General features: G+C 59.2%; 5 protein-coding genes and 1 pseudogene. 3 read left to right on the top strand and 3 right to left on the bottom strand.

The features are described 5' to 3' along the window. Window positions 1-597 precede the first annotated feature (597 nt). The gene (locus DXK94_RS21170; RefSeq protein WP_147294420.1) at window positions 598-1,119 is read left to right on the top strand and encodes a hypothetical protein; all 522 of its coding nucleotides are present in this window, start codon (window positions 598-600) and stop codon (window positions 1,117-1,119) included. A 263-nt stretch (window positions 1,120-1,382) separates the two neighbouring features. On the opposite strand, the pseudogene DXK94_RS21165 reads toward DXK94_RS21170, so the two are convergent. Further along, a pseudogene (locus DXK94_RS21165) lies at window positions 1,383-2,352 on the bottom strand (IS481 family transposase). Between the two features lie 472 nt (window positions 2,353-2,824). Between DXK94_RS21165 and glmS the strand changes: the two are divergent. After that, window positions 2,825-4,717, top strand: a complete 1,893-nt coding sequence (gene glmS / locus DXK94_RS21160) for a glutamine--fructose-6-phosphate transaminase (isomerizing) (RefSeq protein ID WP_115526453.1) — start codon at window positions 2,825-2,827, stop codon at window positions 4,715-4,717. Between the two features lie 1,149 nt (window positions 4,718-5,866). On the opposite strand, the gene DXK94_RS21155 is transcribed toward glmS, so the two are convergent. Both DXK94_RS21155 and DXK94_RS21150 read right to left on the bottom strand, forming a co-directional pair. Then, the gene (locus tag DXK94_RS21155) at window positions 5,867-7,777 is read right to left on the bottom strand and encodes an SGNH/GDSL hydrolase family protein (RefSeq protein WP_147294419.1); all 1,911 of its coding nucleotides are present in this window, start codon (window positions 7,775-7,777) and stop codon (window positions 5,867-5,869) included. A gap of 142 nt (window positions 7,778-7,919) precedes the next feature. After that, window positions 7,920-9,929: an acyltransferase family protein gene (locus DXK94_RS21150; RefSeq protein ID WP_181884904.1), complete on the bottom strand. Its 2,010-nt coding sequence runs from the start codon at window positions 9,927-9,929 to the stop codon at window positions 7,920-7,922. A 158-nt stretch (window positions 9,930-10,087) separates the two neighbouring features. Between DXK94_RS21150 and DXK94_RS21145 the strand changes: the two genes are divergently transcribed. Next, window positions 10,088-11,365 (top strand): O-antigen ligase, encoded by a 1,278-nt coding sequence (locus DXK94_RS21145; protein ID WP_115526450.1) that lies wholly within the window; start codon window positions 10,088-10,090, stop codon window positions 11,363-11,365. Window positions 11,366-14,262: the final 2,897 nt, after the last annotated feature.

Raw genomic sequence — 14,262 nt, 5'->3', positions numbered from 1 at the left:
CTTGAAGCTATTTCCGTTGGCTTTGTTTAGCCACAGTGGGACTTACGCGTATATTCCTCAAGCTGGTACTTGCTCAGCCGTTAGCGGTACTTGCAAGCGAACAGCTATTATCATCGGTCCAGTCTTGCTTGCCATTCTCGGGTATCGGACTCCACACGCTAGATAGGAGCACACGTGATGGCGAGCTTCAGTGATACCCCTAAACCTGACCACCCATGCGATAAGCGACACCCCCGGTATTCATCACGTTGGGACGTTAGGACATCTCGGATGGATGTACGGACGCAACGGCGTGCACGCTGCTTGCAATCAAGCGGATCGGAAGGCCCTAAGTCCGCGAACCTCCGAGTCCGCTAGCTACAACAGGAGTAGACTTCGAGTCTGTCGCACTTTGTTTGCGCTGATACTCCTGGACGGAAACTGGCTTGTCCTGTCGACAGGGCGGACACAGGTCCTCATGCTGATGCAGTTTTAGACGGAACAAGCCATAGCCAAGAGGAACGGAGGAAAAGCGTGTTCAAAAGTCCCTATTTAGCGAAGGTCGCAGGCATTGGGAAGGTCCGGCGCAAGTCCGCCGCTAGAATATTGGCATACTTTGTGACTGCCTTGATTTTGTGGATTTTCGCAGGGCTCTTTCTATATGTTTGGCCGAGGGCAGACACCCCTGAGCCGGTCGACGCACTGTTTGTGCTTGCGCCTCAAGGCGCCCGGACGGCACTCGCGGAGCAGTTGATGGAGCAAGGAATAGCAGACACGCTGGCTATATCCGCTCCGGGAGGTGACGACGCCGCTATTGACCAACTGTGTAAACAGAAACGCGCCTATCGCATCATCTGTTTTGATCCGGATCCAGTGACAACTCAGGGTGAGGCTAGGGCGATTCAGGCTCTCTCAAACGAGTACGGCTGGGAGAACGTTAGCGTCCTGACAGCCCAATTTCATGTCACCCGTTCTCGTATATTGATCCAGCGTTGCTACAAAGGCAGCCTCGCAATGATACCTTTCGCCCGGGCGATGCCGATCATCGAATTCCCGCATGTGGGACAATCATCGTGGGCCTATCATTTCGTTTATGAATCAGCAGCGTTCGTTAAGGTTGCTCTTCGTCGGGAATGTTGAATTTCCGCTAATACTTCATTTTGATGCCGATGGGGCAGAAGGATCTAGCGGTAATTCGCCAGCAGGACCTGTGTCACGTAGGGCTCAAAATTTGCCGCCGATGTATCAGCCGATGTATCAAAAGAGGCCGGAGCGCATCCCGAATGCTATGGCTACCGTTGTCAGGAACCAGCTACTTATCGTTCTTTCGATCCTTGAAGTTTCCCCATGAGCCTGGCCCATTGTACGTGAGATTGGATTACTAAGCCTGCATCTAGATGTACTCAGCCAGTAGGTTGGTTGCACCTGCTGATGGGTGGTTTGCCTCCGAGGCTGCCGGGGGGGGTGTTGTAGAAGTGTAGCCATGGCTGCAGGGCCTCCGTGCGTGCCTGGTTGGACATGAAGGGTTGGCGGTAGGCCCAGCCTTCTTGCAGGGTGCGGTTGAAGCGTTCTGCTTTACCGTTCTGCCAGGGATTCCGGGGTTTGAGCAGGATGTGTTTCGCGTCCAGGGCGGCCAGCGCGTGCTGGAAGTCCCGGGAGAGCCGGTAGGCGAAGGCGTTGCCAATCATGACGCGTTTGACCGGTGCACCATTGGCTGCCATAACTGCGGCGGCTCTGGTGAGGAACCCTGCACAGGCGGGGCCCTTTTTCGTCGGGCAGGACCTCGGCGTAAGCGAGCCGGGTGTAGTCATCGACGGCGACGTGGACGTATTCAAAGCCCAGGTTCCTGCCCGAGGAGCGGTGGTTGGCCGGGCTCTGTGCAGGGTCGGCCCGCCAGCCTCCGCCGTCGGGGATCCTGCCGAGTCTTTGACATCGATGTGGATCAGGTCCCCGGGTGCGTCGCGTTCGTAGCGGCGGTCGGTGGCGCGGGAAGCCCGGATCCGTGCCCCGGTCACGGGGTCCAGGTCCCACAGTCTGGGCATGCCGGCGCGGGCCAGTATCCGGGAGACGGTCCGGGCGCTGGTCCCGCACCGCAAGGCCAGCTCCACTGGTCCTTCGCGGTGCTCCACGCGCTGGGTCAGGACGTCGGCAACGACTTCCACCGGGGTGGCATGCGGGCATGACTTTTGGTCTGGAGCTGCGGTCCTGAAGGCCGTTTAAGCCGTGGGACCGGTACCGGCTGATCCAGCGGTGGGCACAGGTCCGCGAGACGCCCATTTCCTTGGCTACATGGGCAATCGGACGGCCACTCATGACACGTTCGACGAGGATGCGCTTACCGGTCGGGGTTAGACGGGCATTACGGTGGATCATGAAGACCTCTTAGTCGTTGGCTGTGTGTGGTAACCACCAACCTAAGAGATCTTCACCTATTGACGCCTGTAACCAACGTCCTGACTCAGAACACCTAGACGCCGCTGAGGAGGTGCTCTATGGAGAAGCGCGCGGGCGCGTACAGCGCCGGGCCTTGGATTAGGCTCCCCAATAGTTACGGCTAAGAGGCGCTGGGGTGGGTGACACCCAAGATCGGTGCGTGAAAGTCTTGTTCCGTTAGTTGGGGGAGCGTTCAGACGGCACCGCAATCTTGCAAGCGCAGCGATACCTAAGCGGTGCTCGGAGAAAGGTAGCTTGCAATGGCTTTACCAATCGGCGTCTATGTGATGTTACATCGAGTCCTCCCCAGAACATTGGATGTGCGGTAGCCACAATTATTTTCCCGGCCGCCGCCTTCGTCATGCGCGGCCTTCTGTCATGACTGATTCTGTTTAGGGATAGTGTTAGGCCCATGTGTGGAATTGTGGGATATGTGGGCCGTTCTGTTGACGGTGTAATTGACGGTCACAGTGCTTTGGATGTTGTCCTGGAGGGGCTGCGCCGCCTGGAGTACCGGGGCTACGACTCCGCCGGGGTGGCTGTGGTGTCGCAGGGCGCTATCGAGTCGCGGAAGAAGTCGGGGAAGCTGAGCAATCTGATTGCCGAGCTGGAGGCCAGGCCGTTGCCGGAGACGGTGACCGGGATCGGCCACACCCGCTGGGCCACGCACGGCGGCCCGACGGACCGCAACGCCCACCCGCACCTGGCCGACGGCGGCAAGCTCGCCGTGATCCACAACGGCATCATCGAAAACTTCGCCGAGCTCAAGCTCGAGCTGCTCGAAAAGGGCGTGGAGTTCCTCTCCGAAACGGACACCGAGGTCGCCGCGGCGCTTTTGGCGGACATTTTCCGGAACAAGCTGGGCGGCGACGCGTCCAACGGCGGCCTGACCCGGGCCATGGAACTGGCCTGCCAGCGCCTCGAGGGTGCCTTCACGCTCCTCGCGGTCCACGCCGACCAGCCCGACGTGGTGGTTGCCGCCCGCCGGAACTCACCGCTGGTGGTGGGCCTGGGCGAGGGGGAGAACTTCCTGGGCTCGGACGTGTCCGGCTTCATCGACTACACCCGCCGGGCCGTGGAGCTGGGCCAGGACCAGATCGTCACGATCACCGCGGACACCGTGGACATCACGGACTTCTTCGGCAACCCGGCCGCTGGCAAGGAATACCACGTGGACTGGGACCCGGCCTCGGCGGAAAAGGGCGGCTTCTCCTCGTTCATGGAGAAGGAAATCCATGACCAGCCCGACGCCGTGGCGCAGACCCTGCTGGGCCGGTCGGACCTGGACGGGAAGCTGACCCTGGATGAGATCCGGATCGATCCGGAACTGCTCAAGCAGGTCAACAAGATCATCGTGCTGGCCTGCGGCACCGCCGCCTATGCGGGCACGGTGGCGAAGTACGCGATCGAGAACTGGTGCCGGATCCCCACCGAAGTGGAGCTGGCGCACGAGTTCCGCTACCGCGACCCGATCCTGGACGCGAACACCCTGGTGGTGTCCATCAGCCAGTCCGGCGAAACCATGGACACCCTCATGGCCGTCCGCTACGCCCGGGAACAGGGCGCGAAGACCATCTCGATCTGCAACACCAACGGCTCCACCATCCCGCGTGAATCCGACGCCGTGCTCTACACGCACGCCGGCCCGGAAATCGCGGTGGCCTCCACCAAGGCGTTCCTGGCCCAGATCACCGCGGCGTATCTGCTGGGCATGTACCTGGCGCAGCTGCGCGGCAACATCTTCTCCGGGCAGATCAAGGACGTCCTGGCGGACCTGAACAAGATCCCGGCCAAGATCCAGACCATCCTGGACAACGCCGAACCGCTCCGCGAGCTCGCCCGCAGCATGGCCGACGAAACGTCCGTGCTGTTCCTGGGCCGGCACGTCGGCTACCCGGTGGCCCTGGAGGGCGCGCTGAAGCTGAAGGAAATCGCCTACATCCACGCCGAGGGCTTCGCCGCCGGTGAACTCAAGCACGGCCCCATCGCCCTGATCGATGAAGGCAAGCCGGTGTTCGTGATCGTCCCGTCTCCGCGGGGCCGCGAATCACTGCACGCCAAGGTCATCAGCAACATCCAGGAAATCCGTGCCCGCGGTGCCCGCACCCTGGTGATCGCCGAGGAAAGCGACGAAGCCGTCAAGGCCTACGCCGAGCACGTCTTCTACGTCCCGGAAACACCACCTCTGCTGATGCCGCTGCTGACCACCGTCCCGCTGCAGATCTTCGCCGCCGAACTCGCCGCCGCCAAAGGCTACGACGTGGACCAGCCCCGCAACCTCGCCAAGAGCGTCACCGTGGAATGAGCGGGTGGTAGCCACTTCGTGTTCGCTAAGCATTGCTAGTAGCGGGGGCTCAAGCTCGAAATTCATCGCGGCTAAGCAGGACCTGTTACAGAAGCGGCTGGCTACCAACCCTTCTTCAGATCAATCCGCTACTCCATCAACGGCGACATTGCTGAGCTTGGCCCACAATTCCGCGTGCATAAATTGGGCACTATCTTTGCGAACTATCGCCGTCCGAACACCCTGACCGTCCCAGCGTTCCACCATTATCTCCCCGCCTTGGCAGCGAGTAACAAAGACGTCTTCGGCTACCCACGCCTCTCCATTTCTACAGCCGAACATGGCTGCCGGTGGCGGGTTCTTAGACAAATTTGTGGCGTGGGGAGGACCCTCAAATGTTCCCATTTGCAGAACATAGTCCTCGCCCCTTACCGTCGGCACGAGTAGTTACTACGCAGTTTTTCTGCTTCGACTACCCGCGGGCTGTGACGCCAGGAGGAGTTGGCGTCATGTAGCACGGATTAGAGTTTGTTGCGTGTTTCTCCCGCTCTTGCTAGGTGGGTAGAATCAGCACATCGCTTTTTACGATGACACACTACCCATGCTGCCGTTACTGCGACTCGGTCGAAAGTGGGCATCCGAACGATAATAGTAGCTGCCCTAGCTGGTCTTTGGACTTTCGACTCAACTTACAGCCTGCGCTAGGACCCTGCTCCGCTGCCGTAGTTAGTGAAGCGGGTAGGTAGTCAGCATGCCTAGATCCGCTTTTGTGCGACCATGCTCCATAACTCGCCACTTTTCCGCGCTTTTTCGTAGTCCTCAGGAAATTTCGTCGACACCTATGAGCATCGCGAGCGTGAGAAGCAGTTGCCGATGGTTGAATGACTCTATTCCTCTGCAGGGCGACATTTTGAATGCTGTAGAGCCGAATGAGTTGCCAAGTTGATAGCCAGAGCTCCGGTTGGGCAGGACCATGCAAGGTCGCTTTCACGTTACGGTGCCACTAGGCCCGAGCAGGAACTTCCCCCGTCTGGCGATTAGTATGGAGGACCATAATGTTGTGTCCCCCGCTGGGTGACTCTTCCTAGTTCAGTCCAAGCGCATCATAAAACACTGAAGGGTTCCCCTGGTACACGTGGTGACACTGGGACACTACTCGGTACGCCGTTCCTACGTCGCCTTCAAGGCTACGAGTGGCACGGCCGTTGCAGCCGCCGTACTGGACCAAGTCGTGGGCAACGACGCAGCGCCGGTGGCGACATACCCGCAAAGTGGGTTCGAAAACGTTGCTGCTGATGATGCCACAGCCTCATGTGGCTGAGAGGTCCCGCTGACACGCGGCGCACCTGCTAGTGCCAGGAGGGCCACCCAGTACATCCCAGGCAGCAGCGTCTGTGTGATTGAAGCTTCCTTCCAGCCAGTGGTACTCGAACTGAGGGGCGGCGGTGCAAGTATCAGGCTACGTGGCTGGTCGTACTCGTTGGAGTCGTATACACCCAGCGCAACGGATGACCCAGCAGCGGCGGCCGTCACGTTCGCAGCGATCTTGCTGAAAGCGGTACCCGTCGGAACCCAGAGGGGAGCGACGTACATGTCTCCTGCGTTCAGAAAGGATGTCGTCCCCGTCGGGGAGGAGTCCTTCTTGTTGGAGTAGTATCTTCCGGGGACCATGCGGCGCAAGCCTCCCGCTGCCCCAATAACGGTTGTGGAGGCCGTCGTTGTCGCTGGCCCTGCCAGCCAAGCCGATTGATACCACCGCAAAGTGCCGGAGACGAGCGTCAGCCGGATTGTATGCTGGCCAGGCGTCAACCCAGTAGCGATGAACTGAAACAGTTGATAGGCCGACGGGGAAATGAACAATGACTGCTTTGCAAAGACCGTGACACCGTCGATAGCGATGTCCACGACCGGAGCAGCCGCGCTGGTGTGGTCAACTCGTATGCCGAAATCCGTCCCTATGAACACAAACTCGGCCTGGTTCCCAGCAACGGAGGTTTGTCGGGGATAGTTGGTGCTCCATCCGGCGCCGCTTTGTGTGTATGCCGCGGTCGGGGCAGAACCGTTCATGACTGTCCACCCATAGGACCCGATGGAGATGTCTACTGACTCTGGGGTCCGGAGGCCTTTAGCCAGGGTAGCAGCGGCAACTCCGGAGGCTGTGGGTGGTGGCGTCGCGGGTATTCGGGACATAATTGTGTCTGCATTCTTCTGGTGCCCAGCGACGGACGGATGCACTGCGTCGTTCAGCAGGGCCGAATATCCGGATGATCCCCACGCCGTGTAGGTGTCAGCTAACTCGGCTCCGTAGGCGACGGCGAGTTCACAGACCCCGCCTTGGTAGGTTCGCATGTTTGCGTCGCTTGAGTAGTTTGCCCCCGGGTTCTCGGTCATGAGGAGGATGTCCGCTTGAGGTACGCGCTCACGGATGGAGCGGATGATGACTTCGTAGTAACGAAGGGATCTCGGGCATCGATACCCCTGCACGGGTTGGGTGCCCCATGCGGCGTCGTCGGCCTGGATGTCGTTGCGGCCGAAGCCGATGATGTAGAGGTCACCGGCTTCGGCGATGGCGGCCGATAGTGTTCCATTGATTCCGGTCGTTGCAGTTGTAGCGCCGGAGACTGCACGATTTGATTGTGTGATCGCCGAAGCCGGGAATCTGGACTGTAAAGCTTTCAGGGTTCTGGTCAGCGTGTCATCCACACCTACTGTCGCTCCAGTCCCGGCAAGGATGGAATCACCAATGCCCACGATTTTGAGGGTGGATCCTGCTTTTGCTCGTGCAATGAAGCGCGCCACGCCAGCCCCGGTGCGACCATAGGCGGGGGATAAGTCGGGGATCTGAGCGGCCGGGATTTTCCCGTCAGCGTCTAGCGTGGGCACGCCCGACGCTGCGCCCTTTTCCTTCATCGGAATGTAGGTGTCAGCGGCTACGGGAGCATCTATGGCAGCGCCTGCATTTTTGGCATCGACGCCAGAAAGAGTGAAGACACCTGTCAAGGCTGCCGCTAGACTTCCCGTTGTCAGGAGCCGTCGACGAGCAACTGGTTGAGTGGCGGTGGGACCTGCCTTGTAGCCCATTAGCAACTAGCCTCTCGGATCCGAAATTCTGTAATCCTCAGAAGCTATTTGCTACAGCCTGGACGAACCACCGTGGTGTCTACGCGTGAATTCTATGAACGGGTACTTAGCGGAACTCGATGTACTCTGACCGAACTCCCTGTTACTTCACCAGCAGCGAAATAAAATCGCCAAGTTTCGGAACCTGCGCCTTCGTCCATTGTTCTGAGAGGTGTGTTCGGTCACGATAAATGGGAACCCCGTCCTGACTGACCACTTCGCAGGTGTCCGGCCCGCAGATGTCATCCGTCGGCGAATAGACGGCCCTGACCTGAGCGTCGGCTGCAACTTCGTCATTAACCGAGCGCAGTGGTTCCGTCAACAACTCAGCACGCGTTGATGTGCAGTCCTTTTCGTTCGGGAAGAGCCGAGTCTCGCAGAGGATCGAGTCGAATGTCGTCCCTGGATTATCTTCAATGATGCCGACGTTCGCGCCTGTTGCCTGGAACTCGGCAATCTTGGCAGCGAACGCCGACCGCCAGAGCTTCACTTCGTCGTGCCCCGCCAGTTGACGGCCATGATCGGATAAGAGTCTCCCCGAGTAATCCACTGATTGCGCCAGAATAATGGCGGCCGGACGCACTTCCAGAGCAATAGCAAGAGTCTCGTTGGTGAACTCAGTGCAGCCTTTGACGCGATTACCGCTTGACGTAGCTACGCTCAGGCCGCTCACCGGACATGCCGACATCCATCGCACTAGTAGGCGGATATTACTCTGTGTGGCCGCTTCGTCTATAGCAGCCTTCCAATGCCCCGCATGAGAATCCCCAACAAGCATGATTGTTGTCTTGGAGGCAATGTCTCCCATCTCGCAGAGTCGCATTCCTGTCTCAGTTGTACTGGAGCGGTCGCAGGACTGATCGGAGACGACGGCCCGCGCCTGGACAAACTTGGCGAACGAGGGTGTGGAGGTAATGGAACGCGCCGCCATGGTTGCGGCTCCGGCAACGATGCACACGATGAGTAAAGACGCGCCGGCAGCTATGAATGTTCGCTTGGTCGACTTCACCAAGCGCGGGGCGTAACGGAAACGGTTCTCGATGAACTCGTAGGTCAGGGCGGCCAATAGGAGCGAAAGGACCGCTGACCCGATCTTGAGCCAAATTGAGTCACTCTGGAAGAAGACTCCGGCCAGTACTATCACGGGCCAATGCCAGAGGTACCAAGAATACGACCGCGTGCCAACCCACTGCAGCATACGAGAATCAAGCGCTTTCGCAACAACGTGTGTAGGCGCGTTGCGGCCGCTGCCAGCAGCGATCACCATCAGGGTGCCTACGACAGGAATCACAGCGAGGCTTCCGGGGAAAGGTTCGTTGTCATGAATTGCAAGGAATCCGGCAAGGAGCACAGCCATGCCAGTCAACGCCAGCGCGCTATTGCACGTTCGGCCTCTTGTGAGGAACGTCGTGGGAACGATCGACAGTAAACCGCCAGCGGCAAACTCCCATGCTCTGGTTGGTAGGAGGTAAAACGCGAAGCCCTGACGAAAGTCTGTTACCACGATGGAAAGAACGAAAGACAGGACGATGACTGCTACGAATAGGAACACAAGTGTTCTGCGAAGCGTGAACTTCGACCTTCGCGCGAGGAAAATCGCGAGGATGACGAGTACGGGCCACAAAGCATAAAACTGCTCTTCCACGCCGAGTGACCAGGTGTGCAGAAATGGGCTTTGGGTAAGGTCGTCAGCGAAGTAGTCCGTTGAGTCTAGTGCGAAAACGAAATTCGAAACGTACAAGATGGAAGCCGCGGCGTCTCGGCTGAGATTCCCCCATACCAGTGGAGAGGAAGTCGTCAGTGCCAGAGGGAGCGTGAGCCCGACAACGAGCGTTAGGGCGGGAACAAGGCGGCGCAAGCGCTTTGCCCAAAAGCGTCCTAGTGCCACGCGACCGGACGCTTCTGCTTCACGCACAAGGATTCCAGTGATCAGGAATCCGGAAATCACAAAGAAGATATCTACACCGATGAAGCCGCCGGGGATAGCTAGCATTCCGGCGTGAAATGCAACTACGGGTATAACCGCCAGCGCGCGTAGCCCATTGATGTCAGTCCGGAACGTCCCCTTTGTCCGCCTGGTTCGTTGCTCAAGCTGATGCGTAGACTGATTCACGGGTCCCCCACAGTTAGTACCCGGATCCCCAAACGGCCCAAGGCATATCGATCGAGATCCTATTAGCAGTTCTTGACGCAAGGCAACTTGGTTCCAACGATCGGGGGCCCTGAGCACGTGCTGGTTCGGGCCTCCTTCCTGGCCGGTAGAATCAAGTAATGACTTTACGGGGGGATCAGCTGACTGCCGCTGCAAAAGATCAGCCCAGGGTAGGCATCCGCACGCTGCTCATGGCTGTCCTAGCCGGATTCTCCACCTTCGATCCCACCTACACTTTGTCAATCGGACCGACCATTGCGGTCCTTGTCTTAATTTTGGGTAGGCCGCTGGCCCTGAAACTGAACGCTCCGGTGATATTCGCCGCTTTGTTTGTGTTATGGGCGTGGATCTCCTTGTTGTGGACCCCCGATGAGGACTTCACGCGGGCCACTGCAGTGTTGTGGACCAACCTGCTGGTTATCTTCGTCGCCGCATACGATCTCATCCAAACGCGGGCGCAACTGAAGGTGCTCGCCGCAGGCTTCGTGGTGGGCGCAATCATCACTGTTGCGAAGAGTCTCTTTTTCGGACCTGAAGTCTCGGAGGCGGCCGAAACTGCTGGGCGCGCTGCGTTTGGCAACGCGAATGTCAACTACGTTGCTTACGCGCTCACGACGGCGCTTGCTCTAGTAGTGGTCCTGTGGGGCGCGCGCACGAAGACGAAGAGTTCTTTCTTATTGCTTGGTGGCGCTGCGGCCGTCCTTATCCCGGGGCTGATAGCCACTGACACTCGGGCCGCTCAACTCGGACTTGCCTTTCTTGCGGCATGGATCATTATTTGCGGGGTCAGCCGACGCCGGCCGCTCAAATTGGTGGTAACAATCGTCTTGGCGGCAACTTTTTGCCTCGTGACCGGGGTCGCCGATGAAGCTTCTTTGGCGTTTGAGTCGGGCACGCGGGTTACCGGCGACTGGTCCGGAAGACTTGTGATTTGGCCGATGGCGCGGGACATGTGGGCCGATAACCCGATAATCGGGATCGGCGCGGGCGCTTTCATCGTGACCAACGGGATAGGCGTCGGGGCGCACAATATCATTCTTCAGACTGGCACAGGGCTAGGGATCATCGGCGTCGGACTGAGCGGTGCCCTGATCTGGACGGCCTTGGCAGGCAAACCTGCTGATCGTTCGCCCCGCCGGAAGTTGCTCGTCGGAGCTTACCTTGCGGCCTGTTCACCCTTGTTCCTCACAGGGATGTGGGAGACGGCGCCGGCCGCCTGGTTTGGAATCGCAATTATTGCACGACTAAGAGTGCTCGAGCCGGGTGTGCAAGGCCAAGCCGCACCTGGCCTTGACTTGGCACACCCGAACTTCAAGAAACTACCTGAATGGGCGAAGCCACACTCCTCTCCACTACGCTCCAGAGCTCGCGTTTCGGATGCGACATTGCCGGGCTAGTAGCCGAACCCGGACCCGCGAGGGCGCTTGCGCAGCCAACGACGTTGCCGCCGGGTTCGACCACTCGGAGCTCCACCTGATCTTTTGCCTCTGGAGCGGACTTGGATGCCTCATTTTTGGCTGTTGTCGTAGAACGTCCGCCAGTTCTGGTGTTGTTCCTAGCTTGCGGGTGAGGGTGGTGGTGACGTTCCAAATCTGGAGCTTGTCGGTGTTTGCCGTGCCTGTAACTGCCTTTAGGCTCATTTCAGAATGATCACAGTTCATAGTTCAGAGGGCGCCCGGGTGTGGGCGAACGTCTGGTCTGCGAAACCGTGAGCGCATCCTCCAGTTACGAGATTCCGCGTGGTCGCGTTACGGAAGTTGCGCGGGAGCGATTCTGAAGTCCGCGGATAAGCGGAAGCGGATTCTGAAGTCCGCGGATAACCTGTTATCGCCGGCCGGTTTACGCATTGAGCGCGGAGCCAAACGTGCCCGGGGCACGCTTCACTGGCTGGCCAGCCACGGCTATGAGGACTTGGCACGAAATGCCATCGCGGCCATCATTGACTAGGATGAGGTTTTGTTGCGTGGGGACAAGGATGCTTTGGGAGAACACCTGTCGTACCGCACCGCGAAGTGGCAGACGGCGACTTGGCCATGCTAGACGTGCTGAAGCCTTAGGCAGATAGGACGGTTGCACTGCAGTCGCGTACAAACCTCTATACGACGATAACGGAATTGATGACGGAGCGTCACCGGATCCAGTTGAAACGCACATGCCGAATTAGGAACCGGTCTGTGCTCTGAACTAGCCTTGGCGTGGCCGTCTTCACTTGTACTCATCAGCTGCGTGAGGGGGGCCGGAGAGGCTCCGCGCTAGTCACGCCGCTGCGGGGCCTTTCCGCTGACTTCAGGGGGTGGTATCCACTCATCAGCTCTATCGCTGCGGCACTTATCCGAAGATTCCCCATGGACCCGGCATCGCTGCTGCTGATCCTATTGTGTCAGGAATGGACAGGATGGCAGGAACGTCTATCTGTAGTAACCCGGTTGGTTGGTGACACGGCCGAGCGGTGAGGCGCCTCTGAGTGCGGTGTGGGGCCTGCGCTGATTGACTACGCGATGAAGTCCGGGTAGCAGGCCTGCCGTTCGGCTTCTGACCTGTAGGCCTTGGCTTAATCCCATTCCTCTTGGAGGATGCGGTTGAAGCGCTGGACTTTGCCGTTGGTTTAGGGTCGGTAGGGCCTGCTGCGTTTGTGACTGATCCCGGCCTCGGCCAGGACAGCGGCGAAGGTGCGGGAGCGGTAGCCGGAGCCGTTATAGGTCAACACCCGCTGAATTTCGACGGCCCCGGGCGGGGAACGCGATGATGGCATTTGGCATGAACGCTGACGCGGTCTCCTTGGTTTCGTCAGGCAAGATCTCGGAGTACACAAACCGGGAATGGTCATCCACTGCATGGTGCAGGAAGGTGTAGCCCCGGACCTGGCCGCGTTCCTTGGGCCGGCCCTCGGCCAGGATCCGTGTCCGAGAGTTCGCTTCACCCCGGACCCGGCCGTGAACGCGGTGTCCGCCGCCGTTGGGATGCGCCCGAGTTTCTTGATGTCCACGTGGATCATGTCGCCCGGCCAAGCATATTCAGAGCGGCGGGCGCGGGCCGGGCCGCGGACCCTGATACCTGTAGCCGGGGTGGGGATGGCGCCCAACTGATTGCGGTGCGTTCCGGATACGGCCAGGAGGCCTGCTTTGCGGTCGTGTGCCTGTCCGGAGCTGTCTGAATGTTCCCCACATGATCGCGACGCCGTTGCCGTCATACGCGGCGTGGACTCTGTGCAGGTGAAGACCATCTTCCGCTGCGACTGGCATGGCGGGTACGAACCCCTAAAGCATAAGGTCGCCATCGGCGCCCCCGCCAACGACCAAGCCGCTGCACGTGCTCGGCGTCGTCTACGCGTCCTGATCTGCTCACCAATGCGGTGCGTAATAAAGCTGTTGACTTGATCAGACCTTGAGGTTGTGTTTTATAGCATCACGGTATGGGGAGATACGCCGTGCGGTATACCGGTCGGGAATTGAAACAGCGGAAACTAAGGGTACTTTCCTATCTTCTGCTTAGTGCTTTGGGAGTCGTAACTGTGGTTGTCGTGTTGGTGGCTCTTCGACGGTAGGCGCTGCTCCTGCTGTAGCGTGACTTGTCTATTGGCATATCGCGTGGTTAGGTCATGGTCGATGGGGATCACTGTGACCGATGGAGGCTGTTGTGGCTGTAGCCGACTTCGCCTTCGCGCTCTGTGCGCTACGGGCAACTTGGTGGTTCCTTTCTTCACGCTCGACCAGACACTTCGGTCTAAGCGCCGGACTGTCCGGGTCAACGCTCCCGTCACACCAGAAGGTAACCACCGTTAGCCATGCCCTACGTCGATATCAATCCCCACAAAGGCCGCCCCAAGTGGCAAGGGTACGCCGTTTTAGTCGTCCTTATCGTGCTAACGGCCGCCGTGATAGCCGCCGCCCTAACCCGAGCCTGACGCTAGCTCTGGTTCGCACCCCATAGACTTACAGTTTGAAGCAGCGCCGCTGAACCTTTTGCCGAAAGTCCTGGGGGGACGGAAATGCCCGATCCGGCGGATCAGAACGCACGCGCCAACGTAGAGGACGCAGGTCATCCTCGCCGACGTCGCGACCTCCGTCGTGCCGACGGCGAGACTACCGATGTCCGGACAGGAACTATGTCAACAGTAACGCCCTCTGAAATGACCGGTCAGTCCAACGGTAATCCGCCGGCCACTAGGAGAGCTTCCTGGACAGAAGCTGCCGCCGCCGCAGACGCTGCAAAGCCTGCCGCGCATGTGCCAGCGCCCACCCGGCGACCAGCCTCGGCGAAGCCAGAGGCGACCGGTACCGCAACAGCCGCTGCT

The organism is Arthrobacter sp. RT-1 (assembly GCF_003367205.1).
GTDB lineage: Bacteria > Actinomycetota > Actinomycetes > Actinomycetales > Micrococcaceae > Arthrobacter.
Note: the sequence above shows the minus strand (reverse complement) of the source record. Positions and strands in the feature narration are given on the sequence as shown.